Annotated in this window: 25 protein-coding genes; 11 read left to right on the top strand and 14 right to left on the bottom strand. The window is 70.9% G+C overall.

Features of this window, described 5'->3' with window-relative positions; all coding sequences use genetic code 11:
• The 3 genes from OHS57_RS18610 to OHS57_RS18600 all read right to left on the bottom strand — a co-directional run bounded on the left by OHS57_RS18610 (window position 1) and on the right by OHS57_RS18600 (window position 2,386).
• Complete coding sequence (locus OHS57_RS18610; RefSeq protein ID WP_328582725.1) at window positions 1-993, bottom strand: ABC transporter substrate-binding protein; 993 nt, start codon at window positions 991-993, stop codon at window positions 1-3.
• Window positions 994-1,092: 99 nt separating this feature from the next.
• Entirely contained in the window at window positions 1,093-1,968 is an 876-nt protein-coding gene (locus OHS57_RS18605; RefSeq protein ID WP_328582724.1) for a glycosyltransferase family 2 protein, read from the bottom strand.
• A 187-nt stretch (window positions 1,969-2,155) separates the two neighbouring features.
• On the bottom strand, window positions 2,156-2,386 hold the full coding sequence (locus OHS57_RS18600) for a hypothetical protein (RefSeq protein ID WP_041987617.1): 231 nt from the start codon (window positions 2,384-2,386) through the stop codon (window positions 2,156-2,158).
• 240 nt (window positions 2,387-2,626) lie between these two features.
• On the opposite strand from OHS57_RS18600, the gene OHS57_RS18595 reads away from it, so the two are divergent.
• Window positions 2,627-3,502 carry a helix-turn-helix domain-containing protein gene (locus OHS57_RS18595; RefSeq protein WP_328582723.1) on the top strand — a complete coding sequence of 292 codons (876 nt, stop codon included), beginning with the start codon at window positions 2,627-2,629 and terminating at the stop codon, window positions 3,500-3,502.
• Window positions 3,503-3,520: 18 nt separating this feature from the next.
• On the opposite strand, the gene OHS57_RS18590 is transcribed toward OHS57_RS18595, so the two are convergent.
• A complete protein-coding gene (locus tag OHS57_RS18590) occupies window positions 3,521-4,753 on the bottom strand; it encodes an acyltransferase family protein (protein ID WP_328582722.1) in 1,233 nt (410 codons plus the stop codon).
• Window positions 4,754-4,892: 139 nt separating this feature from the next.
• Between OHS57_RS18590 and OHS57_RS18585 the strand changes: the two genes are divergently transcribed.
• The 3 genes from OHS57_RS18585 to OHS57_RS18575 all read left to right on the top strand — a co-directional run bounded on the left by OHS57_RS18585 (window position 4,893) and on the right by OHS57_RS18575 (window position 6,824).
• The gene (locus tag OHS57_RS18585) at window positions 4,893-5,429 is read left to right on the top strand and encodes a GNAT family N-acetyltransferase (RefSeq protein ID WP_041987622.1); all 537 of its coding nucleotides are present in this window, start codon (window positions 4,893-4,895) and stop codon (window positions 5,427-5,429) included.
• Entirely contained in the window at window positions 5,426-6,070 is a 645-nt protein-coding gene (locus OHS57_RS18580) for a class I SAM-dependent DNA methyltransferase (RefSeq protein ID WP_328582721.1), read from the top strand. The genes OHS57_RS18585 and OHS57_RS18580 overlap by 4 nt, the downstream gene beginning before the upstream one ends.
• Before the next feature lie 235 nt (window positions 6,071-6,305).
• The gene (locus OHS57_RS18575) at window positions 6,306-6,824 is read left to right on the top strand and encodes a metallophosphoesterase family protein (RefSeq protein ID WP_328582720.1); all 519 of its coding nucleotides are present in this window, start codon (window positions 6,306-6,308) and stop codon (window positions 6,822-6,824) included.
• Between the two features lie 30 nt (window positions 6,825-6,854).
• Here OHS57_RS18575 and OHS57_RS18570 read toward each other — a convergent pair whose 3' ends face one another.
• The 3 genes from OHS57_RS18570 to OHS57_RS18560 all read right to left on the bottom strand — a co-directional run bounded on the left by OHS57_RS18570 (window position 6,855) and on the right by OHS57_RS18560 (window position 9,293).
• A complete protein-coding gene (locus OHS57_RS18570) occupies window positions 6,855-7,295 on the bottom strand; it encodes a TIGR03668 family PPOX class F420-dependent oxidoreductase (protein ID WP_328582719.1) in 441 nt (146 codons plus the stop codon).
• A gap of 7 nt (window positions 7,296-7,302) precedes the next feature.
• Window positions 7,303-8,130: an LLM class F420-dependent oxidoreductase gene (locus OHS57_RS18565; RefSeq protein ID WP_328582718.1), complete on the bottom strand. Its 828-nt coding sequence runs from the start codon at window positions 8,128-8,130 to the stop codon at window positions 7,303-7,305.
• 149 nt (window positions 8,131-8,279) lie between these two features.
• Complete coding sequence (locus tag OHS57_RS18560; protein ID WP_328582717.1) at window positions 8,280-9,293, bottom strand: trypsin-like serine peptidase; 1,014 nt, start codon at window positions 9,291-9,293, stop codon at window positions 8,280-8,282.
• A gap of 330 nt (window positions 9,294-9,623) precedes the next feature.
• Between OHS57_RS18560 and OHS57_RS18555 the strand changes: the two genes are divergently transcribed.
• Together OHS57_RS18555 and OHS57_RS18550 are read left to right on the top strand one after the other, a co-directional pair.
• Window positions 9,624-10,160, top strand: coding sequence for a hypothetical protein (locus OHS57_RS18555; protein WP_052457069.1), 537 nt, complete (start codon window positions 9,624-9,626; stop codon window positions 10,158-10,160).
• 99 nt (window positions 10,161-10,259) lie between these two features.
• A complete protein-coding gene (locus OHS57_RS18550; protein ID WP_041995741.1) occupies window positions 10,260-10,724 on the top strand; it encodes an SRPBCC family protein in 465 nt (154 codons plus the stop codon).
• 48 nt (window positions 10,725-10,772) lie between these two features.
• On the opposite strand, the gene nadE is transcribed toward OHS57_RS18550, so the two are convergent.
• From nadE to OHS57_RS18530, 4 genes are all read right to left on the bottom strand, one after another.
• Window positions 10,773-11,624, bottom strand: a complete 852-nt coding sequence (nadE, locus tag OHS57_RS18545; RefSeq protein WP_328582716.1) for an ammonia-dependent NAD(+) synthetase — start codon at window positions 11,622-11,624, stop codon at window positions 10,773-10,775.
• Between the two features lie 147 nt (window positions 11,625-11,771).
• Window positions 11,772-12,806, bottom strand: a complete 1,035-nt coding sequence (locus OHS57_RS18540) for a chitinase (RefSeq protein WP_328582715.1) — start codon at window positions 12,804-12,806, stop codon at window positions 11,772-11,774.
• A gap of 132 nt (window positions 12,807-12,938) precedes the next feature.
• Window positions 12,939-14,243: an FAD-dependent monooxygenase gene (locus tag OHS57_RS18535; RefSeq protein WP_328582714.1), complete on the bottom strand. Its 1,305-nt coding sequence runs from the start codon at window positions 14,241-14,243 to the stop codon at window positions 12,939-12,941.
• Window positions 14,244-14,336: 93 nt separating this feature from the next.
• The gene (locus tag OHS57_RS18530; protein WP_328582713.1) at window positions 14,337-17,918 is read right to left on the bottom strand and encodes a choice-of-anchor D domain-containing protein; all 3,582 of its coding nucleotides are present in this window, start codon (window positions 17,916-17,918) and stop codon (window positions 14,337-14,339) included.
• Window positions 17,919-18,467: 549 nt separating this feature from the next.
• Between OHS57_RS18530 and OHS57_RS18525 the strand changes: the two genes are divergently transcribed.
• The 5 genes from OHS57_RS18525 (at window position 18,468) to OHS57_RS18505 (ending at window position 21,662) form a co-directional block, all read left to right on the top strand.
• The gene (locus tag OHS57_RS18525; RefSeq protein ID WP_157874319.1) at window positions 18,468-18,905 is read left to right on the top strand and encodes a helix-turn-helix domain-containing protein; all 438 of its coding nucleotides are present in this window, start codon (window positions 18,468-18,470) and stop codon (window positions 18,903-18,905) included.
• Between the two features lie 83 nt (window positions 18,906-18,988).
• Window positions 18,989-19,459, top strand: a complete 471-nt coding sequence (locus tag OHS57_RS18520; protein WP_052457072.1) for a hypothetical protein — start codon at window positions 18,989-18,991, stop codon at window positions 19,457-19,459.
• Window positions 19,452-20,699: an MAB_1171c family putative transporter gene (locus tag OHS57_RS18515; RefSeq protein WP_328582712.1), complete on the top strand. Its 1,248-nt coding sequence runs from the start codon at window positions 19,452-19,454 to the stop codon at window positions 20,697-20,699. Before OHS57_RS18520 ends, OHS57_RS18515 begins: the two co-directional genes overlap by 8 nt.
• Window positions 20,696-21,481 carry an oxygenase MpaB family protein gene (locus tag OHS57_RS18510; RefSeq protein ID WP_328582711.1) on the top strand — a complete coding sequence of 262 codons (786 nt, stop codon included), beginning with the start codon at window positions 20,696-20,698 and terminating at the stop codon, window positions 21,479-21,481. The genes OHS57_RS18515 and OHS57_RS18510 overlap by 4 nt, the downstream gene beginning before the upstream one ends.
• A 1-nt stretch (window position 21,482) precedes the next feature.
• Window positions 21,483-21,662, top strand: coding sequence for a hypothetical protein (locus tag OHS57_RS18505; protein ID WP_328582710.1), 180 nt, complete (start codon window positions 21,483-21,485; stop codon window positions 21,660-21,662).
• Window positions 21,663-21,693: 31 nt separating this feature from the next.
• Here OHS57_RS18505 and OHS57_RS18500 read toward each other — a convergent pair whose 3' ends face one another.
• From OHS57_RS18500 to OHS57_RS18490, 3 genes are read right to left on the bottom strand one after another with little or no spacing between them, the layout of a single operon-like run.
• Window positions 21,694-22,368 carry a response regulator transcription factor gene (locus OHS57_RS18500; RefSeq protein WP_328582709.1) on the bottom strand — a complete coding sequence of 225 codons (675 nt, stop codon included), beginning with the start codon at window positions 22,366-22,368 and terminating at the stop codon, window positions 21,694-21,696.
• Window positions 22,365-23,519, bottom strand: coding sequence for a sensor histidine kinase (locus OHS57_RS18495; RefSeq protein WP_328582708.1), 1,155 nt, complete (start codon window positions 23,517-23,519; stop codon window positions 22,365-22,367). Before OHS57_RS18495 ends, OHS57_RS18500 begins: the two co-directional genes overlap by 4 nt.
• A complete protein-coding gene (locus OHS57_RS18490; protein WP_328582707.1) occupies window positions 23,516-24,364 on the bottom strand; it encodes a CPBP family intramembrane glutamic endopeptidase in 849 nt (282 codons plus the stop codon). Before OHS57_RS18490 ends, OHS57_RS18495 begins: the two co-directional genes overlap by 4 nt.
• Window positions 24,365-24,388: the final 24 nt, after the last annotated feature.

The following is a 24,388-nucleotide window of genomic DNA, read 5'->3' as shown; positions in this document are numbered from 1 at the left end:
CTACTTCGAGAGGTCCTTCTGGATCTCGTCCAGCACCTTGTTCGCGCCGGTGTAGCCGATGCCGAGCATCCACAGGTTGTCGTCGACCTTGAAGGCCCTGCCCTTCCGCACCGCGTCGAGCTTCTGCCACAGCGGCCCGGCGACGGTGTCGGTCTCCTTGGCCTTCTTCGGGTCGCCGTAGGCGGAGTAGAAGATGACGCCCGCGTCGGCCTTGTCGATCTGCTCGGGGCTGACGTCGAGCGAGAAGCCGTCCTTGTCCTGGTTGGCTGGCCTGCCGACCTGGAGGTCCTTGAAGACGGAGCCGACAAAGGTGTCGTTGAGGTAGAGCCGGGTGTCGGCGCCCTCCACGAACCGTACGAAGCCGAAGGTGGTCCCCTTCGCCTTCGCGGCGCCGCCGAGCGCGTCCGTCGCCCGCCCCGCGTGGGCGGTGTAGTCGGCGACGACCTTGGCCGCCTCGTTCTTCTTGCCGAGCGCGTCGGCGTGCAGGTCGAAGTTCTCGCGCCAGGTCGGGCCGGTGGTGTCGGTGAAGACCGTCGGGGCGATCTGCGACAGCGCCGGGTAGCTCTTCTCGTCGCGCACCTTGCTGCTGAGGATGAGGTCCGGCTTCAGCGCGGCGACGGCTTCGAGGTTGGGCGCGCCGATCAGACCGACGGGCTTGACGCCCTTGACGGCGGCGGCCGGCAGATAGGTGGAGACGGGCGCCTTGTCGACGACGGTCGTGGCGCCGACGGGGGTGACGCCGAGCGTGACGGCCGAGTCCAGCGCGTCGGTGTCGAGCACGACCACGCGCTTCGGGGCGTTGCCGACCTTCACGTCGCCCATCACCGTGGACAGCGTGTGCGTACCGGCCGCCCCCGCGCCGTCCGACGCGCTGCCGCCGTCCGCCTGCTCGTGGTCGTCGCTGCCGCACGCGGCGAGGGAGACGGCGAACGCGGTGGCGGCCGCTGCGACGGTGATCCGGCGGGTGAAGGTTCTGGACGTGGTCGTGGACACGTGTAGCGGCCTCCCCGAAGTCACCCGGAGACCTTCCGGGCAAGGTGAGGGAAACCTAACCTCAGCGGCCCACAGGCAACAAGTCCGCCCGGCCGAGCGTCAGATGACGGGGGGTCGGCCCAGGGCCGTCATCCGCCGGACCGTGCGCCAGTGCATCGGCCGGCGCGCGCCGCACGCCGTCCGTACGCCTTCGAAGAAGCCGCCGAACCAGGCGCGCAGCCCGCTGAGCGAGCGCGTGCGGGCCACCGTCAGCAGGATCCACGTACCGAGGTAGAGCGGCACGAGCAGGGCGGGCAGATGGCGCCGCGCCAGCCATACGCGGTTGCGGGCGGTCATCCGGTAGAACTCGGCATGCCGCGCGGGGGACGTACGCGGGTGCTGGAGCACCAGCTCGGGCACGTACCGGATCGTCCAGCCGGCGTCGAGCGCGCGCCAGGCGAGGTCCGTCTCCTCGTGGGTGAGGAAGAACTCCTCGGGCCAGCCGCCGGTCTGCTCCAGCATCGGCATGGACAGGGCGTGCCCGCCGCCGAGGAAGGTGGTCACCTCGCCGCCGCGCATCGGGTCGTCGGCGCGCAGCCGGGGGACGTGCCGCCGCTGGGTGAATCCGGTCTCGTCCGCGATGCGGAAGCTGACGATGCCGAGCTTCGGGTCCGCCTCGTACAGATCGGCGACCCGGGTGATCACGTCGGCCTCGATGAGCAGGCCGTCGTCGTCGAGGTCGACCAGGATGTCGATGTCACCGGCCTCCTGGAGCGTGCGCATGGCCACGTTGCGCCCGCCGGTGACGCCGAGGTTCGACGGGAGTTCCACACCGATGACGCCCTCGGGCAGCTCGGGCAGCGGGGCGCCGTTGCCGACGACCACGATCCGGTGCGCGGACTCACGCTGCTTGGCCACGGAGTCCAGCAGTGCCCTCAGCTCGACGGGCCGGGTCCCCATGGTCAGTACCGCCACACCCACACGCGGTCGCGTCACTCCAGATCACTCCAGCTCTCGATAACGGCAGAGGCTGATTCTATCGGCCTCATCCATCAACCGGTCACTGGAAGGTACCTCTCCTGACGCCGGAGGTTCACTTTGGTGTCCTGTGCCGCCGCTCTTTGTCCGTACCGGTGCCCGACTTGTCCGTACCGGTGCCTGACTCACCCCGGAAGGGTGTCACTCACCCCGGTAGGTCCCGGAAGAGCATGGAACAGGCGTCTTCCGCCTCCACCTGGACCACCCGGCCCCATCGTTCGCTCAGCGCCCGGCCGACCTCGCGCAGCAGCGTGCGCTCCTCGGGGGTGGAGGCGGGGCAGCGTGCCCAGCCCTTGTCGGCGATCTCACTGCTGATCCGGCTGAGCAGCGCCCCGCGCAGCCGCTGCTCGTCGTCGGTGTTCGTGTCGCGATCCACGGAAGCTCCTCTGCCGGTGCCGAGTTGCGGAGTTGCGTAGGTGTGGATGCATGGTCCCACCAGTTGGCGCGACCCGGCGACGCGCTGATCGTCACCGGTGTGACCATGGCATATTCCAAATGGCTTGAAAGCGCTTACTCGACTCGTTTCGGTTCACAATTCAAGAACCACCGACAACAGAGGGTTCGTGTTGATCTCCCTATGGCAGACTGCGGCCATGGCGGTGCTGGGGGGTGGGGTGTGAGCGAAGCCAGATCGGCCCCGACAATAGGTCAACTCGTACTCAGCAGGCAGCTTCGCGCCCTGCGGGACAAGGCGGGTCTCACCCGTGAGCAGGCCGCGAAACTGCTGCATGTGACGGCCGCGACGGTCCGGCGCATGGAGATGGCCGAGGTCGCGCTGAAGATTCCGTACCTGCAGATCCTGCTGCCCGCCTACGGGGTTCCGGACGCGGACGTCAGCGCGTTTCTGCAGATGACGGACGAGGCGAACAAGCCAGGCTGGTGGCAGCGCTTCCACGACGTACTGCCGGACTGGTTCAGCGGTTACGTCAGCCTCGAAGAGGCGGCGAAGACGATCCGCTGCTACGAGCCGCACTTCGTGCCCGGCCTGCTGCAGACCGAGGCGTACGCCCGCGCGATCCTCACCAGCGGTGAGGTGGGGCGGGCCAATCCGGGACGTATCGACCGTACGGTCGCGCTGCGGCTGGAGCGCCAGGCGCTGCTGACGCGCGAGGAGAACCCGCCGACGTTCTGGGTGGTGATGGACGAGACGGTGCTGCGCAGACCTGTCGGCTCGTCACCCGACATCATGCGCGCGCAGGTGGAGCGGCTGCTGGAGGCGACGGAGCTGCCGAACGTGACGCTCCAGATCGCCGAGCTGGCCGCGGGCCACCATCCGGGTACGTACAGCCCGTTCGTCCTGTTCCGCTTCGACGTTCCCGAAGTCCCCGACATGGTGTACATCGAGTATCTGACCGGTGCGCTCTACCTCGACGAGGTGAACGAGGTCAGCGAGCACAAGGAGGCCATGGACCGCATGGTCGCGCTGGCCGAGTCGGCGTCCAACACGAAGAAGATCCTCATGGCGGCCCGCCGCGACCTGCACCGGTACTGACCGCGCTCCCGGTGCCGGCTACTGGGCTGTCGCCGGTACCGGACGGACGACCGCGGCCTTCGCGCGCCTGCTGTGCCGCCGGGTCAGCGGACGCTCGACGAGGTAGTGGGAGGCCGTCGCCGCGGCGAAGCTCGCGGCCAGGGTGGCGTACAGCAGCCAGGTGTCGCGGACGCCGAGGTCGTGCAGGAGCCGGCCGAGCGGGTAGTGCCAGAGGTAGAGCCCGTAGCTGAGATTGCGGCCGACCCAGGCGACGGGCGCGAGGGAGAGGCCTCGGGACAGCCAGGAGCGCGGCTGGAGTTCCAGCGAGGCGACCACCGTCGCCGACAGGACCGCCGTCACCAGGAAACCGACCGTGTACCAGGCCTGCGTCCAGCCGTTCGCGCTGGTCATCGGGATCTGCCAGACGATCAGGCCCAGCACCGCCAGCGCCGGCCAGGCCAGCCGCGCGGACCACTTCCGCAGCGCGACGAGGCGCCGGTCCTCGGCGTGCAGCCGGGCCACCACCACAGCCAGCAGCGCGCCGGCCAGCAGTTGGTCGGCGCGGGTGTCGGTGCCGTTGTAGATGCGGTGCGCCGCCGTCGGACTCCACAGCTCCCACCGCCACACCACGGGCAGCAGACACAGGGTCAGCGTCCAGAGCAGCACGGTACGGGGTCTGACCTTGCCGAGCAGCACCCGCAGCAGCGGCGGCCACAGCAGGTAGAACTGCTCCTCGACCCCGAGCGACCAGTTGTGCGCGAGCAGCGAGGTGCTGTCGGAGTAGAGCCCGGGCTGCACCGCCCGGACGATGTTGACGAGGAAGGTCGCCGACAGGGCGATCGACGCCCACGCGCCGTCGAAACCGGGCAGCCCGGTGAAGGCGAGCACCGCGCACACCACGCAGAGCGTCAGCAGCGCGGGGACGAGCCGGATCCAGCGCCGCCAGTAGAACGGCCGCATGGCGATGTCGCCCGTACGTGCGAACTCGGCGACGAGGAGCCGGGTGATGACGAATCCGCTGATCGTGAAGAAGACATCGACCCCGAGGGCGCCGCCGGGCAGCAGCTCCGGCTCCTGGTGGTAGACGATGACCAGCAGAACGGCCAGCGTCCGCAACCCGTCGACCCCGCCGACCCGCCCGCGCCCCCGCAGCGCGGAGGGATAGCCCCGGCCCCCGGCGACGGGCGGCGGCGCGGTGGCCACCGGCCGCGGCGGGGCGAGTACGGAGCCTTCGGCGGCTCTTCCGGAGTGTGCTGGAGAGATACCTTCCACTTCGAGCCCATGCCCGGGATCCAGTTTTCCACGCGAGCCTTAAGCCAATACTCATAAACGCCGCGCGGCTGCGCGCACCTCCCCCGGGCCGACACCAATTCGGTTGCCGCAGGTCAGCTCGGTCGGATAGGAAGCGTGCATGCTAATGGGCGACAAGGTCGGGCTCCGGGCCCGGCACGACGACGACATCCCGGTCCTTGAGACCCAGCTCTACGACGACGTGGTCAACGCCGCGCGGGCCGAGGGGCGGCCGTGGCGGCCGGTCACGCCCGGGTCGAAGGCGTCGCCCGCGGTGGTGGACGACGAGGACCAGGGGAACGTCCCCTTCTCCATCGTGGCGCTGGACGGGGGCGCGCTGCTCGGCGCCGCGTCGCTGTGGGGCATCGACAACCACAACCGGTACGCGCACGTCGGGCTCGGACTGCTGCCGTCCGCCCGCGGCAAGGGCTACGGCACCGACGCGGTCGGGGTGCTGTGCCAGTACGGGTTCGTCGTCCGCGGCATGCAGCGGCTGCAGATCGAGACCCTGTCGGACAACACCGCGATGCTCCGCTCCGCCGAGCGCAACGGATTCGTCCGTGAGGGCGTGCTGCGCTCCTCGGCCTGGGTGATGGGCGAGTTCCTGGACGAGGTGCTGCTCGGTCTTCTCGTCAAGGAATGGAAGCCTGCGGCATGACCGACGCCCGCCATCTGCTCACCACCCGCGACTCCTACGACGCCGCCGCCGGCCGCTACGCCACGCTCTTCCGCGACGCCCTGGCCGGCGCGACGCTGGACCGGGCCATGCTCGGCGCCTTCGCCGAGTTCGTGCTGGCCGGAGGCGGCGGGCCCGTCGCCGATCTGGGGTGCGGACCTGGGCGGCTGAGCGGGTATCTGCGGGATCTCGGGCTCGATGTGTTCGGGATCGACCTGTCGCCCGCCATGGTCGCGCTGGCCCGGGAGGCGCATCCCGGGCTGCGGTTCGACGAGGGGACCATGACCGCGCTGGATCTCCAGGACGGCGCGCTCGGCGGCATCGTCGCCTGGTACTCGGTCATTCACACCCCGCCCGGGGAACTGTCCCTGATCTTCGCCGAGTTCGGGCGGGTGCTGGCCCCGGGCGGCCATCTGCTGCTCGGCTTCTTCCACGCCGACGACGAAACGTCCGAGCAGCCGCAGGAGTTCGACCACGCGGTCGCCACCGGCTACCGCTGGTCGGCCGGGCGGCTGGCCGAACTGCTCGGCCCGCACGGTCTGGTGGAGGTGTTCCGGCTGGTGCGGGCGCCCGGGGAGGGCGAGCGGTTCCTGCAAGGGTGCCTGCTGGTGCGAAAGCCGTAGGGCATGGCTGCCGGACTAGTCTGCGGCCATGGTTTCTGACGCACGGCTGGCCGTCGCCGCCGCCCAGGCAGGCGCATCCGTCGTAGGGAGACGCTGCTCGCCCCTTCGGTCGCCACGACACTGCTGTCCCGGCTGCGCGGCGGCGCACCGGTCGGCCGTCACGACGGCCATGCGGCACGGCCTGTTGCCGTCGGACTGACCGGTCCTGACCCGCCGTACTCACTAGGGTGCGTACATGCGGCTGCTGATCATGTCCGACACCCATCTCCCCAAGCGGGCCAAACGCCTCCCTGCCGAACTGCTCGACGCCATTCCGCGGGCCGATGTGGTCATGCACGCGGGGGACTGGGTGGACACCGACACCCTGGATCTGCTGGAGGAGCGGTCCGCGCGGCTGGTCGGGGTGTACGGCAACAACGACGGCCCCGAACTGCGGGCGCGGCTGCCCGAGGTGGCGTCCGTGACGCTGGACGGGCTCCGCTTCGGTGTCGTCCACGAGACCGGACCGGCACAGGGGCGGGAGCGGCGCTGCGCCGAGCGGTTCCCCGATCTGGACGTGCTGGTGTTCGGGCACAGCCACATCCCGTGGGACTCGTACGCCGACGACGGGCGGCTGCGGTTGCTCAATCCCGGCTCCCCGACGGACCGGCGCCGTCAGCCGTACCGCACGTATCTGACGGCGGAGGTGGCGACGACGCCCTCGACGGGGCCGGAGTTGAGCGACGTACGCCTGCACCGGCTCACCGACGGCTGAGCGGCCGGGCGGGCGGCCGGGCGGCGGGGATCAGTCCGCCTCGGCCGCCGTCCAGCCGCTCCAGCCGCTGACCGCGACCTCCACCACCGGCCCGGCCGGCGGCCGGTTCGCGTACTGCCGTGGGTACTTGGCCACCAGCAGGGCCATGTGCCCCGCCGACACGGCGCTCTCGGACGCCGGCGGCAGCTCCCGGGCCCGGCCGTCGGCGCGGGCCCACCACAGCCGGTCCCAGTCCTCGTCGTAGCCGTCGGCGAGCAGGCACACGGCCGGATTGACGGCGATGTTGGCGAGCCGCTTCAGCCGGGTGGTGCGCTTCGGCTTGTGGTCGACCGCCAGCACCAGTGTGTCGCCGGACAGGGTGAAGACGACGGGCACCAGATGCGGGCGGCCCGCGGCGTCGGCGGTGGCGAGGCGCAGCACCCGGCTCGCCGCGAGCAGGTCCCTGGCCCGCGCGCTCGTCAGTGTCGGCACCCGCAGATCACAGGGCGTCGGCAGCGGCGACCGCCGCCATCTCGTCCAGCTGTGACAGCGTCTCGTCCTCGGGGCGCGGCTGGAGTTCGAACAGCAGCCGCTCCACACCGAGTTGGCGGTAGGCGGCGATGTCCTCGGGCTCGTACGTGGTGTCGAAGACCGTCACCGGCACCTCGCGGCCCGCCGTCTCGCGCATCCGCTCGATCTGCGCGCCGAGGTCGGCGGGCGGTACGGAGTTGGCGAGCCAGGCGTCCCCGAACTCGGCGACGCGCGGGAAAGCGGCCGGGCCGCCGCCGACGTAGATCGGCGGGTGCGGCCGCCGTACCGGCTTGGGCCAGGCGTACACCGGGTCGAAGTCCACGAACTCGCCGTGGAACTCGGCCTTCTCCTCCGTCCACAGCTTGCGGATGGCGGCCAGCCGCTCGTTCACCAGCCGGCCACGGCTCGTGGGGTCCGTGCCGTGGTTCTCCATCTCCTCGCGGTTCCAGCCGACGCCGACGCCGAACACGGCGCGCCCCGCCGACACGACGTCGAGCGAGGCGACCTCCTTCGCCGTGTGGATCGGGTCCCGCTGCGCCACCAGAGCGATGCCCGTGCCCAGCAGGATCCGGTCGGTGACGCTGGCGGCAGCGGCCAGCGCGACGAAGGGGTCGAGGGTGCGGTAGTACTTCTCCGGCAGCTCGCCACCGTTGGGGTAGGGGGTCCTGCGGCTGGCCGGGATGTGGGAGTGCTCGGCGATGAGCAGCGAGTCGAAGCCGCGTTCCTCGATCGCGCGGGCCAGGGCGGCAGGCGCGATGCCCTGATCGGTGATGAAGGTCGAGATGCCGAATTTCACTGCGCCTCCTGGGAGCGGACGGGGAAGGGACGGGCGGCGGTGCACCCCGACGGTACGGGGTGCACCGTCCGCCCTCCCTACCCGGCACTCCGGGCCGTATGCCCGGATTGCGGCTGCTTGCTCCTAGCGCCTGTCAGCAGGTCCGGCGGTCAGACGGCGCCGGCCTGCCGGTAGACGTCGAGCGCCTCGTTGCCCAGGGTCGGGTGGTACTCGTTCGCCCCGGCGCTGACGCTGATGTTGCCGACGAGGGCGCCCGCGCCCGCAGCGGTGTCGAAGTCGGCCAGGAAGCCGCCTCCGCTCGATCCGCCGCTCTGTACGCAGTCGATGCCCCACATCGTGGAGCCCGGCCGGCCGCCGTCGATGAACTCGTCGCCCTCGCAGTGGTTCAGCCGCTCGCCGCTGCCCTCCTCGGCGGAGCCGCCGTAGCCGAAGGAGTGCACATGCCGGCCCGTGGCCGAGTTGAACGCGATGCCCTGCGCGCCGACGGTGTCGACGAGCGAGCGTCCGTCGACCTGTCCGACCCGGGCGAAGGCGAAGTCCCAGTTGGCGTTGCCGCCCGTGGAGACGTACTGGTCGAGGTGGAAGAGCTGGGTGGCGGTGAACGTGCCGAACGGCCGGTTGCCGTTGGCGTAGCCGGGGATGAAGACCCAGTTCCGGTAGACCTCGCCGGTGCCCGCGTCGACCACGCAGTGTCCTGCGGTCAGGACGACGGACTTGTTGTCGCTGTTGGCGACGGTGGCCGAGCAGGTGAACGTGCCGCCGTCGGCGCGCTGGAAGAACACCTTGCCCGCCGTGGTGCTGATCAGTCCGCCGCCGGTCCAGGCGGTCGGCGCCGAGGCCGCGACGGACTTCGCCGACCGTACGGCCGCCTCGGCGGGCGCGGCGACCGGCGGTACTTCGGTGAGCGGCCGGGACACGGCGGCGGACGCGTGACCGGCGGGCGACGGCGCCGAGGCGGCGGCGGTGGCCGGGGCGGCCATCTCCCGCGCGCCGTGCAGCCGGTCGGCGGTCCAGAACCGGACCGCCGCACGCTGGTCGGCGGCGGAGACGGAGGTGCTGTGCGAGCCGGTGGGGGCGGGAGCGGGTGCCGCTTGGGCGGTGCCGATCAGACAGCCGGTGGCGGCGAGTGCGAGTGAGCCGAACAGGATGGCGGCGCGTCTCATGGAGGCAGCTCCTACTCTCCGGAGAGGTACGTCCTCCCCGGGTGGGGGGTGAGTACGTAAGGCCGTGTGGGTGCGCCGGGTTGAACGGGGTGGACAACGTTGTCGGCGTATCACCCGCACGGTCTGTGCCGCCGTCAGAATCCCACGCCGGTAATGGCATGTCCATGCTGCACGCGCCCGCCGCCTTCGGCGTCGGTCCGGAGAGATCGGCCTGACGTGCTGTTACATCTTTCGCAGCCGACGCTTGTCGGCCGTCCGCTTCCCGGCGGTCCGTTTGTCGGCCGTCCGCTTGCCGTCCCTTCGACCTGCTCCGCTCCGAGAGGTGGCGCCGTGCCCGCCAGTCCCCTGACCGACGACAGCTCCGCCCCCGTCGAAGAGCCGGGCCGGCGCGACGAGCCGTTGCAGCGCCTGCTGTTCGGCGGTGTGTACGGCACGGTGCTCGCCAGCGCGCTGGCGGCGGCTCTCGGCCATGACGAGGGTCCCGCCGACCCCGGGTACGACGCCGTCTGGGTGCTGCTCGCCGCCGTCGCATCGGCGGCGGCGCACGGCTACGCCCACGCCATCGCGCACCGCGCGCCCGCCGGCCGGAAGGCCACCGCCGACACCGTACGGTCCGTGCTGACCGAGTGGCCGCTGGTGGCGGCCGTGCTGCCGACCGTGGCCGCGCTGCTCGGCGCGTTCATCGGCTGGTGGAGCGAGGACGTCGGGATCGAGGTGGCGCTGGTCATCAACGTGGTCGCGCTCTTCGGCTGGGGCTTCTGGTCGGCGCGGGTGGCCAAGCGCGGCCGGTTCGCCGCCTGCCGGGTCGGCGGGGTGGATGTGCTGCTGGGGCTGCTGATCATTCTCGCGAACGTGCTGAGCAAGTAGCCGAGCAAGTAGCCGGGTAGGCAGCCGGGTAGGCAGCCGGGTAGGCAGCCGGGCGGGGAGCCTCGGGCGGCGACCGGCGCGCATGCGAGGGTGGGGACCATGACGAATGAGCGATTTGAGGTCCGGCGGGAGATCGCGGCGGCTCCCGCGAAGGTCTTCGACGTGCTGTGCGAACCCACCGGGCACGTGTCGATCGACAGCTCCGGCATGCTTCAGTCCGCCGAGGGCGAGCGGGTCGGGAAGGCGGGCGACGAGTTCGTCGTGCACATGGACCGCGAGTCGCTGAACGACCTCCCGATGGGCAAGTACGACGTCACGGTGATCATCACCCGCTTCGAGCAGGACGCGGCGATCGAGTGGACCATCTCCGGCACGATCCAGCCGCCGATCCGCCATCTCTACGGCTACCGGCTCGAACCCAGCACCACCGGGACGCTCGTGACGTCGTACTACGACTGGAGCCAGATCGCCGAGCGATACCGGGAGGCGGGCATCTTCCCCGTCATCCCCGAGGCCGGCCTGCGCGCCACGCTCGGCATCCTCGCCCGTACGGTCGAAGGCTGAGCCGCCGCGTGTGAGGCGGTCACCCGCCCGAATCCGCGGCTGAGGCGGTCACACGCCCGAATCCGCCTGGGCCGGGGCGATCGGCAACTGGCGCTTGTGCTCGGTGAGACGGTAGCGGCGCACGATCGACTCGTAAGCCGCCTCGCTCACCTCCTTGCCCTCCAGGAAGTCGTCGATCTGCTCGTACGTGACACCGAGCGCGTCCTCGTCGGCCTTGCCGGGGGTGAGGGTCTCCAGGTCGGCCGTGGGGATCTTGTGCACCAGCTCGTCGGGGGCGCCGAGCCGCGCGGCCAGCGCCCGTACCCGGCGCTTGGTCAGACCGGTGAGCGGTACGACGTCGGCGGCGCCGTCGCCGAACTTGGTGAAGAAGCCCGAGACGGCCTCGGCCGCGTGGTCGGTGCCCACGACCAGTCCGTCGTGCGCGCCCGCCACCGCGTACTGCGCGACCATGCGCTGCCGCGCCTTGATGTTGCCCTGCACGAAGTCCTGGTGACCCGCGTCGCGGAACGCCACGTCGGCGGCCAGGCAGGCGTCGAGCGCCGCGTCGCTGGCGGGCCGTACGTCCACGGTCAGCAGCCGGTCGGGACGGATGAACCGCACGGCGAGCTGTGCGTCGTGCTCGTCGGCCTGGACCCCGTACGGCAGCCGCATGGCGAAGAACGTGGCGTCGTGGCCCGCCGCCCGCGCCCGCTCCACGGCGAGCTGGCAGAGCCTGCCGGTCGTCGTCGAGTCGACGCCACCGCTGATCCCCAGGACCAGTGCGCGCAGCCCCGTCGACGTCAGCCGCTCGGTGAGGAAGGCCACCCGGCGGTCGATCTCCCGATCGGCGTCGAAGGTCTCGGACACCTGGAGATCGCGGGCGATCTCCTTCTGCACGGGGGTCGGGGCCGGCTCGTTCACAGTGCTTCCTCCTGGTAGGGCTGGTGCCAGGGGAGGCGGACCGCGCCGCTCCCGGCCCCACCGACCCTATGCGCCGGGTGCGGGCGGGGGGAACGGGGCCAGGAGTGGCGCGGGTCTCGTGTCGGTCAGGTGCTGATCAGCGGTCGGTCAGGAGCCGAAGATGTCGGTGAAGGCCAGCTGGTTCTGCGAGACGCCACTGCACGTGGGCGATGCGGCGGCGCCGACCGATCCGGCGCCGCAGGACTGGTCGCGGTTGATCGACCAGTACGACAGCCGTCCCACGCCGTTGGCCGATGCCCAGTCCTTGACCGTGGACGCGTTGTCCGTGGTGAAGACCGAACCGTCGTCGTTGACCCCGATCATCGGGGTGATCCCGAGGTTGTCGTAGCCGTAGCTCGCATCGACGGACCGGAGTTGGGCGAGGGTGCTGGTCGCGGCGCTGATCGCGGCCTGCCCCATGTCCTGGGAGCCCTGGTAGTAGTCCATCGTCATGATGTTCACGACGTCGATCTTGACGCCCGCGTCCTTGGCGGCCTTGATGATGTTGACGCCGTCCGCGGTCAGTCCGTCCGGCAGTACGGGCAGGGTGACCGAGAACGTCAGACCGGGGTTGGCGTCCTTGAGGCTCTTCATCGCCGTCATGTTGCGGGTGGCGGCCGCGGTGTCGGCGATGGCCCCGCCCTCGATGTCGAAGTCCAGGGAGCTGGGGTGGTACGAGTCGATGATCTTCTGGTAGCCGGCGGTGATCGCGCTCTGGTCCGTACAGCTCCAGGCGAGCGGCAGCCCTGCGGCGCCGCCCGAGGAGACGATGACGGAGGCGCCCTCGGACTGGGCCTTCTCGATGAGCGGGTCGGTGAAGGAGTCGTCGCCGACGGGCAGCGTGTCTCCCCAGATCTGGTTGCAGCCCGAGCCGATGACGAATCCGGCGGTGAAGGTCCGCACACCGTGCTGGGTTATCGCGGTGTCCAGCAGGCCTTCCTGCGAGTTGGACATGTCGGTGTACGGGGCGAAGCTTGCCGCCGCGTCCGGCCGTACGGAAGCGGGGGCGGCGGCGGTGGCCGCCGACGCGGCGCCCGTGGCGGCGCCGGCGAGGGCGAGTACGGCCGCCGCTGCGGCCAGCCGCGCGGCGGTGCGGGACGTGGCGATCGTCCGGCGTGACGTGGCGGGGGTACGTCGACGCATGATCTTGTCCTCTCGATGACAGTGGGGGGACGCCATCAAGGCAGACGCCTTGACGGCGCGCCCCCGAGATTGGACTAGACCAGGACGGGAGTCAAGACCCTTGGCACAGCCACCGAGTTCGGCGGCTTCGGCTCAGTCGGCGCGCGACACCTCGGCGGGCTGCTCCGCCATCGGCTGCCGGCTTGCCGGGATCGCCCGCCGGGCGTGCACGGTCCGCGCCAGCCGCGGGCCGAGCCAGCGCTTGAGTGTGCGCAGCGGGCCCAACCGACCTGCCAGTTGGTCGAGTCGGTAGTACAGCCGCGGCGGCAGGTGCGGCAGCAGCGGGGAGTGCCGCTGGCCGAGCAGCGCGAACATCTGCCGGGGCGGGAGGCCGAGGTAGCGGGGCAGGTTCTCGTACCACTGGGCGCTGTAGCGGGCCGCGCTCTGTACGGAGAGCAGGGCGGCGCGCCGCTCCCGCTCGTACCGGGCGAGCGCTGACGGTAGTTCGGCCGCGCCACCCGGCCCGCTGCTCCCCGGGCCGCCGCTCCCCGGCCCGCTGCCGCGCAGCGCGTCCGCCAGGGCGATGGCGTCCTCCAGCGCGAGGGTCGTGCCGGCGCCGATCGAGTAGTGGGTGGTGTGGGCGGCGTCGCCGAGCAGGACGAGACGGCCGTGCGACCACGCCCGGTTGGTGAGCGTGCGGAACGTGAGCCACTGCGCCGTACCGTCGGCGTGCTCCCGCCCGATCAGCCGGTGCCCTTCGAGGGGTTCGGCGAACAGCGCCTCCAGTACGGCGAGGCCTTCGGCCTCGGTCGCCCGGTCCAGCCCGAGGCCGGCCCAGGTGGCAGGGGAGCACTCGACGATGAAGGTGCTCCGGTCGGCGTCGAACCCGTAGCCGTAGCACCAGATCCAGCCGTGCGGGGTATCGACGAAGGCGAAGGTGAAGGAGTCGAAGACCTTGGTGGTGCCGAGCCAGCTGTAGACGTTGCGGCCGGGTGCGGCGGCGGGGCCGAAGTGCGCGGCGTGCTGCTCGCGCAGTGCGCTGTTGACGCCGTCGCCCGCCACCACCAGATCGGCGTCGGGCAGTTGCGCGAGGTCGGTGATCTCGCTCTCGAACTCGACCCGCACGCCGAGGGCCCTGGCCCGTTCGGCGAGGATGTCGAGCAGCGTGCGGCGGCTGATGCCGAAGCCCTCGTCGCCGTGGTGGACGGTCCTGACGCCGCCGACATGGGCGACGCCGTCGCTCCAGCGGACCGAGTGCTCGCCGATGGTGCGCGCCGACTCGGTGTCGTGGACGTGGAGTTTCTCGATGAGCCCCGCCCAGTAGGTGACGCCCCAGCCGTAGGTGGAGCCGGCCGGGTTCCGTTCGTGGACGGTGATGTCGTGGGACGGGTCCTGTCGCTTCATCAGGATCGAGAAGTACAGACCGGCGGGCCCGCCGCCGACACAGACGACCTTCATACACGCTCCCGCTCGTCACGCAAGGTAACTGATTGGCGACGAAGGGTAGCAAAAGGTCGGGTGCGTACGGCGGCGGGTGTGGAGCGCGTCGGATCAGTTGTTCCAGACCTGGAACTCCGACAGCTGTCCCGCCGGCCATTCGGTGTTGGCCGTGACCGTCACCCGGAAGTAGCGCTGGGTGGTGGCAGGGAAGGTGATGGTCACCTTGTTGTCGGCGGTCGGGTTGAAGGAGTAGGTGGCCGAGGCCTTGACGGTGGTGAAGGTGGTGCCGTCGGTGCTGCCCGACAGGGTCAGCGTCTGGTTACGGGCTCCCCAGCCGGCGGGGAGTTCGAGTACGACGCGGCTCGCGCTCTGTGCCGAGCCGAGATTCACCTGCGCCCACTGCGGGAACGCGTTGTTGGCGCTCTCCCAGTAGGTGCTCTGGTTGTTGTCCGTCACGTTCGACGACGGGTAGACGTCGCTGTGGCTGGACTCGGTGGTGGCCTTGCCGGCGGCCAGGTTGGTGCTGACCGTGCCGGTGCCGGTGCCGGTCAGCGCCACGGTGGTGGGGCTGTTCGACGCGTTGCTGGTGAGGGTGAGAGTGCCGGTGCGGGTGCCCGCCGCTGTCGGGGTGAACTTGACGGCGACCGAGCAGGTGCCGCCGGCGGCGATGGACGAGCCGCAGGTGTTGGTCTGCGTGAAGTCACCCGAAGCGACGACGGAGGAGACGGCAGCTGCCGCCGTTCCGGTGTTGCTGACGGTGACCGTCTGCGCCGCGCTGGTGGTGCCGGGTGCCTGGCTCGCGAAGGTGAGCGAGGAGGGCCCCGTCGTCAGCGTCGCCGGTGTGGACGTACCGCCGCTGCCGCTGGGGAACACCTCGAAGTCGGACAACTGGGCCGCTGCCCAGCCGCTGTTGGCGCTGATGTTGACCCGCAGATAGCGGGCGGTGGTGGCGCTGAACGGGATGGTGACCGTGTTGTTGTTGGCGCTCGGGTCGAAGAGGTGCCCGGCGGATCCCACGATCGTGGAGAAGGACGAGCCGTCCGTCGAGCCCTGCACCGTCAGGGTCTCGGTACGGGCGGACCAGGCGGCGGCCGGCGGCAGCTTGAGGACGACCTTGCCGACGCTGTAGTTCTTGCCGAGGTCGACCTGGGCCCACTGCGGGAGCGAACCGCTGCTCTCCCAGTACGTCGAGGCGTCCGGGTCGGTGAGGTTCCCCGGCACGTACGGGCTGCTGCTGGAGCTCGCCGAAGCGGGCTGCCCCGCCGCGATGTTGGTGGAGCTGTCGATGCCGCTGCCGCTCAGTCCGACGGTGGTCGGGCTGTTGTTGGCGTTGCTGGTGACGGTCAGGGTGCCCGCACGCGAGCCGCCCGCCGTCGGTTTGAACCCGACGGTCACGGCGCAGGAAGCGCCGACCGCCACGGTGGAGCAGTTGTTGGTCTGGCTGAAGTCACCGGTGACGGCGACGTTCGAGACGGTCGCCGATGTGGTGCCGGAGTTGGTGACCGTCACGGTCTGCGCCGTGGCCGACGAGCCGACCACCGTCGCGGCGAACGAGAGTCCGCCCGGGGTGGCGCCGAGCACCGGGCCCGGCGCTGTGCCGGTGCCGGACAGGGTGACCGTGTTGTTGTTCCCGCCGGCGTTGACCGTCAGGGTGCCACTGCGGGTGCCGGTCGCCGTCGGGGCGAACTTCACGCTGACGGCGCACGAGCCGTGCGCCGCGATGGACGAGCCGCACGTGTTGGTCTGGGTGAAGTCGCCCGAAGCGGCGACCGAGGAGACACTGGCGGCCGAGCTGGTCGGGTTGGAGACCGTCACCGTCTGCGCCGTGCTGGTCGAACCGGTCGCGACCGAACCGAAGTTCAGCGCGCTCGGGGTGGCCGTCACGCCTTCGGCCGGGTACGGCGGGAAGACCGGCGCGGGCCACGGGCCGCAGATCGGCGTCCCGCTGATGCCGGAGTTGCCGCCGCCGTCGGTCACCACGAAGTTGCCGCCCTCACAGCTGTACACCGGGGAGGAGGCACCGACCCCGGTCGCCGTGACGTTGGTGAACTTGGCCGCTCCGCCGGTCTGTTCCTGCAGGGCGAAGGTGCCGGTGCCCGCGATGGTCACGTTGTTGAGGTTGACCCCGCTGATCGTGCCCTCGACCCACTGGACCGCCTCGTACGGGCTCTGCTCGATCAGCGCGTTGGTCACGTTGATCGGCCCGGTGATGGCGCCCTGGCTGCCGTCGAACCACAGGGCGCCGACGCCGAACTGCCAGTTCGGGTCGAGCCCGCCGTCACGGATCATGGTGTTGTTGGCGATGGTGGTCGTACCGACGGGCGTCGAGGTGAACCGCTGCCCGACATGGATGCCGCCGCCCTGGGCGAGCCCGGTGTCCTGGACGAGGTTGCCGCTGACGGTGTTGTCGTGACCGCCGTAGATCGCGATGCCGTTGGCGAGGATCTGTGTCTCGACCGTGTTGTCGGAGATCGTGATGTTGGCGTCGGCGCCGAGGGCGGAATCCGCCCAGGTCGCGATGCCGTCGTCACCGGTGTTGCGCAACTCGCTGTTGGTGACGGCCGAGTTGGTGACGCCGCCGTGGAAGTTGATGCCGTCGGCCGTGGTGTCGCGGATCCGCATGCCGCTGAAGGTCAGCCCCGTCATCGGGCCGTCCATCCAGGCGCCGACCTTCATGTGGTCGATCCACAGGCTCGACACGGTGGAGCTGCTCATCGCCCCGCCGATCCCGTTGACCTGGGCACTGTCGTCCCGCTCCTGGACATCGCCGAAGATCGCGAAGTCCTTGAGATGGACGTTGGTGCTCGGGCTGGGCGCCGAGTTGCCGTAGAAGCCGGGCGCCGCGCCGGTCACGGTCGAGTACCACATACCGGCGCCCGCGACCGTCACGTTGTTGACGCTGATGTGGCCGGGGATCTTGTACGTGCCCGGCGGGATCCATACGGTGCCGCCCGAACCCGCCGCGCTGACGGCGGCGTTGAAGGCGCTGGTCGAGTCGCTGACGCCGCTCGCGTCCGCGCCCTTGCTGGTCACCGAGACCGAGCCCGACGGCTGCGGGAGGGCCGCGCCGACCTGCTCGAAGTCGGCGAAGTCGATCGTGTACGAGGACGCGGTGTCGCCCGCGTCGACCTGCAACTTGAAGGTGGTGCCCGCCGGGTACGACGTCGGGAGCAGCCGGTGCGCCTCGTCGTAGAAGTGGTGCGGGTTGCTGCCGGGGGAGTTGGTGAACGGGTAACTGCCGTAGTACCAGCTGTATGCGTTCGTCAGGCTGAAGTCCGGCTGCTTGGTGCCGTTGATGTAAAGCGACAGGGGTGCGCTGTACACCGAACCGCCCGAGGTGTCCGGGATGCTGTAGCGGAAGTCGATGGAGTTGGTCGCCACGGGGGTGGTGAACGTGACGTACTTCCCGGTGCCCTGGAGGGTCACCGCCTTGCGGTACGACGCTTCGTCGGCCAGTTGTCCGGCCGCGTAACTCGGGCCTATCGCGGTGCCGTTGGTGGCGGAGTTCTCCGCCTGCACCTCGGCGTACGGCAGGCTCGCCCCGCCACCGCCGGTCGCGGCGGCCGCCGCCGCGGCGAACGCCGGCTGGACCGCCAGTGCGATGAGGCCGACCGCGGCCACCATCGCCGACGTGACGACCAGGACGAGGACACGTCGTAGCTCTCGGAGTGGTTCTGGGATGGAACGGAACACCTTCTGCTCCTTTCGGCACGGAATGCCGGACTACGCCGTGTTTGACACAGGTCGGGGCTGGCGGCGCAGGGTGGACCGTAATCTCAGCGACATAGGAGCGCAATAACTTGATGCATCCTTGTCGAATCTATACTTTTCCTTGCAAGATCCAATGCGTGACAGGGCGTCAGCGATCCGGACGTGCGGGATCCGGCAGCGCGGGGCCGGGTGGCGGAAGGAAGCGGGAGGAGCGGGACCGGGAGGAGCTATGCCTCGACCGGTCGGGGGGTCGCGTGAACACGACGCGGCACGGCCTCCGAGCGGAAGCCGAAATGCCTTGGCGCCGGGCGCTGTTGCCCACCCCCGTGGGGCAGCAGACGCCCAGCGTCCACAGGTGCCGATCCTCCACTTGGGTCCGAGGTAAAGTCAACTAAAGTTGATTATTTTACGGATCCGCAGTAGCGATTCGGCGCCCTCTGTGACGTTTAGCCGGTTTATTCGCAACGATCGTGTAGATCATCGGGGGTGCGGGATCCCCCTCGGTGGGGGAAGAGTTCTATGATCCGGCACATGGCCACCGATTCTCCACGCCCGGACGCGGCAGAAGCGTCGGATCCGCTGGACTTCGCCGCCCGCTTCCGGCGAGTGATCTCGGTGATCTACCCGAAGGATCTTGGCCGGCCGTGGCGCGATACGGAAATCGCGGACGGAACGGGGCTGAGCGGTACATACATCGGCAACCTCCGTAAAGGCACCCAGAAGCCCAGCCTGGAGAATGCGGTGAAGATCGCCAAATTCTTCGGAATTCCGCTGGATTACTTCAGTGACTCCGCCACGGCTCAGGCCGTCGAGCGGGACCTGCGGAAAATTGAGACACTGCGGGATGCCAAAGTGGAGCGCATCGCGATGCGGGCCGCCGGGCTGCCGCCCGAGATGCAGGACGCTGCCCTCACCGTGGTGGAACAACTGCGAAAGGCAGTCGGGCTGCCCGACGCGCCCGAGACGTGAGCGACTACCGGCGGACGCGGTTGGGGCACTGGCAGCCGGTTGATGGGGATGACGTGCGAGATCTTGGACGTACCCGCCGCCGAATGCGGGCCATGGTCAAGGAGTTGGATCTGCCACGCCTCGGCACGGTCGAGGAGCTGTGCGCCGTCGTCGCCGAGCGGGCCGGGCGGCCCGTCCGGCTGGTCCCGCGCCGGATGCGGGTCGGCGAGCCGTCGGGCTTCGTCGAACGCCGCGCCGACACCGACTACATCTACTTCGAGCAGGAGACCTCGGGGCTGCACCGGGCCCACATCATCTGCCACGAACTCGCCCATCTGCTCTGCGGCCATCTGGCGGTCGCGCCCGAAGGGCCCGGCGACGAGGTCGAACTGCCCACCATCGACGCCGACATGCTCCGGCTCGTGCTCGGCCGCTCGCACTACGACGGCACGGCGGAAGAGGAAGCGGAGATCCTGGGGGCCGAGTTGACCCGGGCCCTGATGCTGGCGCCGGGAGCCGGTACGACCTCCCAGCTCGCGCCCGCGCTGGAGCACCGTAAAGGACAGCATGTCTGACATACCCGACACACCGTTCAATGTCGTCTACCTCGGCATCGGAACGGTGGCCGTGGCCGTTGCCGTGCTCAAACTCCGCGCCTGGTACCGCGATCCGTCCCCCGGGCTGCTCGTCGTCGCCCTCACGATCACGGCGCCCGCCCTCGCCTTCGTCGTGGCGTCGCCCGTGCTCTACCGGCTGATCGACCGGGCGGCGCACCGCGGCAACCTCGCCACCCTCTTCGTCTACCTGGGCATCACCGGCTTCTCCGCGGGCGCCGTGGCGCTCGCCCGGATCTGGACCCCGCCCAAGGACCGTCCCGACGAGGGGATCTGGGACGCGGCCACCACCGTCACGTGGCGCCAGGTGCGCAAGCGCCTCGCCGTGTTCGCCGCGCTGGCCGCCGCCATGACCGTGCTGTTCCTCACCGGTGGCGCCCACCGCCCTGAAACACCCCTGACGTTCGACACCACCTTCGCCACGAGCGGGCTCATCGCCGCGTTCCTCGTCCTCTACCAGGCCGGGTTCGGGTTCGCGCTGATCGACATCGGCCGGGTCTGCCTCGGCCACGCCGCCCGGCTGCCGGAGGGACCGCTGCGCCGCGGTATCCGGCTGATCGCCCTCGGCGCCGTCGTCGCCTGCGGATACGTGCTGTGCAAGCTCGTCGCGATCACGACGGCCGCCGCCGGTGTGACCGGCACGGACTGGCTCAGTACGGCGCTCGGCCCGGTCTTCGCCGCGCTCGGCGCCGCCCTGATCACCGCGGGCTTCGCCAGCCCGGCGTCCGCCGCCTGGACCCGGCGCCGCCGCGACTACCAGGCCCTGCGGCCGCTGTGGGACGTGGCGTATCTGGCCGACGAGCGGCTGGCCCTCGAAGCGCCGCCGTCCGCCTGGACCGAGCGGCTGGCCTTCCGCGACCTGGAGTGGCGCACGGCCAGGCGCGGCCTGGAGATCCGTGACGGTCAGCTGACCCTGCGGCCCTGGGTCGACCCGGCCGTCGTCAGCGCGGCGACCGAGGTCGCGGACCGGGCCGGGCTCGACGAGGCGGACCGGGCCGCGCTGATCGTGGCGGCCTCGCTGCGCGGCGCCGCCGACGCGCTGAGCGTGGGCCGTCCGCCGCGCCCCCGCGAGGACCAGGCCTCGCTGCCGGGCCTCGACGCGGAACCGGCGGGCGAGCGGGCGCATCTGGTGCGGGTGGCCCGCTATCTGAACGCCCCGCTGACCGGCGAGGCGCTGGCCCTCGCCGCCGCTGCCACATGACGGGCGCGAGGCGTACGGGGGCGAAGGGTACGGGCGCGAAGCGCGAGCGGCAGACGTACGCCGCGTCCGACCCGTACGCGCGGCTCGTCCTGCGGACGATGCCGGAGGAGTCCCGCACCGGGCTGACCCTCGGCTTCGTACGGACCTTCGGCGTACCGGAGATCGCCCGCGTGCTGCACGGCACGGGCCGGATGACCAGTGCGCCGCGCGCCCGTGCCAAGGCGACGGGGGCCGCCATGTTCGGGCTGATCGGGCACGGGGTCGACAGCCCCGAGGGCCGGCAGATCGTCGAGGCGCTGCGGGCGGTGCACGACCGCCCCGGCATCACCCCCGAGCTGATGCGCTACGTGCTGGCCTGCTTCACCGTGTGTCCGCTGCGCTTCATCGACCGGCACGGCCATCGGCAGGTCACCGGCGAGGAGCGGGAAGCGGCGTACGCCTTCCATCTGAGCCTGGCGCTCGCGCTGCGGCTGCCCGAGCCCCCGGACGGCCGGCTGGCCGACGTGGAGCGGTGGATGGGCGAGTTCGAGCGCGCCAGGTTCGCCCCCAGCGCGGAGGGGGCGGCGCTGTGGCGCTCCGCCAGCAAGGGGCTGCTGGCAGCCCGCCTGCCGGCCGCCCTGGCCCCGCTCGCCTCCGCCGTGGCGGCGTCCCTGCTGGACGGCCCGCTGAGCGCGGCGCTCGGGGTACGCCGCCCCGCGGCGCCGGTGCGCGCCGTTGTGACGTACGCGCTCAGAGCCCGTTCGGGGCAGGTAAGGCGTAAAATGACGGCGGAGAGGGGTTGAGATGACGCACTCAGAGAAGCCTGAAGACACCGCCGAGGCGGCTCGTCACGCTCGGTTCGGGAAGCTTCCGGAGCGGGTCCGTCCGGAGGACACCACCGAGGAGACCCCGGCGAGCACCGTGGACCCGGCGAGGGACCGCTACGACGACGACGATTGGCTCATCCGCAACGTCGCTCCGTAGGGGCCTGAGGGCCTGGGCCTGTCCCGCGCTGTCAGATCACCAGGCCGTGGCGGTACGCGTAGACCACGGCCTGCACGCGGTCGCGCAGCTGCAGCTTGGCGAGGATGCGTGACACGAACGTCTTCACCGTCTCCGGGCTGATCACGAGCGCGGCGGCGATCTCGCTGTTCGAGAAGCCGTCCGCGATCAGCCGCAGCACCTCCAGCTCGCGCGGGGTCAGCGGGTTGCTGTCGTCGGGCGTGGTGTCGGCGGGCCGGATCCGCGTCGCGTACCTGCCGACGAGCCGCCGTGTCACCTCGGGGTCCAGCAGCGCCGCGCCCGTGGCCACGGTCCTGATGCCGTGCAGCAGTTGGGCCGGGGGCGCGTCCTTCAGCAGGAACCCGCTCGCCCCGGCGCGCAGCGCCTCGTACACGTACTCGTCCAGGTTGAACGTGGTGACCACGAGCACCTTGACGGGGTCCGCGACCCCGGCGCCCGCGAGCAGCCGGGTGGCCTCCAGGCCGTCGAGTACGGGCATGCGGATGTCCATCACCACGACGTCCGGGCGCAGTCGGGACGCCAGGTCGACGGCGGTCCTGCCGTCCCCGCACTCGCCCGCCACCTCCAGGTCGGGCTGCGCGTCGATGATCGTCACCAGGCCGGTGCGGATCAGCATCTGGTCGTCGCAGACCAGGACCCGGATCGGCTCGGTGGCCTGGCCGCTCACGACGTGCTCCCCGCCGGTATCCGGGCCCGTACGACGAAGCCGCCGCCCGTCCGCCCGCCCGCGCTGAAGTCGCCGCCCAGCACGTCGACCCGCTGCCGCAGACCGGCGAGGCCCCGGCCGCTGCCGCCGGGGGACGCGCCGCGGGAGCCGCTGCCGAAGGTGCTGACCTCCACCGTGATCTCTCTTTCGCTGTGCCGCACCTGGACGGACGTGCGGATGCCGTGGGCGTACTTGAGCGCGTTCGTCAGGGCTTCCTGCACCACCCGGTAGGCGACGAGTCCCGCGCTGCCGACGGACTCCGCCGGTGTGCCCTCCTCGGTGAACTCCACCGGCTGCCCGGCCCGGCGGGCCTGTTCCACGAGGGTGAGGAGCCTGCCGACCGTCGGCGCCCTGGTCTCCGGGCCGTGGTCGGGGTTGAGCAGGTCGAGCAGATGGCGCAGGTCGGTGATGGCCCTGCGGCCGGTGTCGCTGACCGCGGTGAGCGTCTGGTCGAGGCGGTCGGGTGCCGCCGTCAGATACCGGGCGGCCTCGGCCTGGACGACCATGGCCGTCACATGATGGGTCACGACGTCGTGCAACTCCCGCGCGATACGCGTGCGTTCGGCGACGAGGGTGTCCTGGGCGACGCGCCTGCGGCGCTCGGCCTCCGCCGCCCGGGTGTCGCGCAGCCAGATCCCGATGCGCCACGGCAGGATCAGCGCCAGGTAGTACATGACGAAGTCGGCCGGCCCCTCGGTCGCGCCGAGCAGGCACAGCCCCGCCACAAGCGCCAGGTAAGCGGCGGTGGCGGTGAGCACGGTGGTACGGCGATGGCGCTCCAGATGCGACCCCGCGCTCAGCAGCGCGACGGGCAGCGCCGTACCGGCGAGGGAGTGGTAGCCGCGCAGTTGGTCGACGGCGAAGCCGAGCGACACCAGCGCGAGCGAGACAGCGGGCCAGCGCCTGCGTAGCGCGAGCGGGAGGCATTCGGCGGCGAGCGCCACGACCGCCAGGGTGTCGAAGGAGCGGTTCGGCAGCCCGCCGAACTGCGTTCCGTGGCTCTGGAACGACGGTACGAACGACGTGCCGAGGATCAGCAGGGCGAGCGGGAGGTCCCGGACCGGGACGCTCACCTTGCGCCACAGCTCCGGGACCCGCCGAAGGTCGATCACCGGGAAAGCGTAACGGCGGCGCCGGCCCGGCCCGCGACCCGGTCGGCGCGGCGGCGGGGCACGATGGTGCCGCGCTTGTGGGCGAGCCGCAGGAAGACGGCCGCCGTCAGCACGCAGAACAGGATCGCCCACACACTGCCCTCGGGGCCGAACTCGCCACCGGTGAGGAGCTTCGGGCCCGACGTCGTGGACTCCAGCAGCCCCCGGGTGCTGCCGTTGCCGGACACCTCGGTGCTGAAGATGCCGGCCGCGGCGAAGTTCCAGCCGAAGTGCAGACCGATCGGCACCCACAGCTTGCGGGTGGCGATGTACGCGGCGGTGAGCATGCCGCCCGCCTCGAAGACGATGGCGACGGCGCCCCACAGGCTCGCGTCCGGGTTGGCCAGGTGGTAGGCGCCGAACAGGACGCCGGTCAGCGCCATCGAGATCCAGGTGCCGGTGTGCTCCTCGATGATCCGGAACAGCACACCGCGGAACAGCAGTTCCTCCGTGACGGCCGCTGCGGCCATGAAGCCGAGCAGCCCCGCCGCTCCCTGCGCCGAACCCGCGCCGTCGACGTGGTAGTACCCGTTGGCCGCGAAGTTCGCGACGACGGCCCCGAAGACCCCGACGCCGATCAGTGTCCCCCGGCGGAACGCGGCTCCCGCGCCGCTCAGTTCGACCTCGGTGACGGTACGGTGCTCGGTCCGGCCCACCACCCAGCCGTAGACGAACAGCGCGAGCACGGCCGTCAGCGCACCGATGGCGAGTTCGAGCCAGGGGTTGCTGTCCTGCACGGCGGCGAGCCCCTGCCCGCCGAGGAAAGAGACGGCCGCGACGGCCACAAGCTGCCAGACAACCCGCATGATGACTCCCTTGCCGGACCCGCG

Source organism: Streptomyces sp. NBC_00370, from assembly GCF_036084755.1.
Lineage (GTDB): Bacteria > Actinomycetota > Actinomycetes > Streptomycetales > Streptomycetaceae > Streptomyces.
This window is presented reverse-complemented; position numbering and strand designations above follow the sequence as displayed.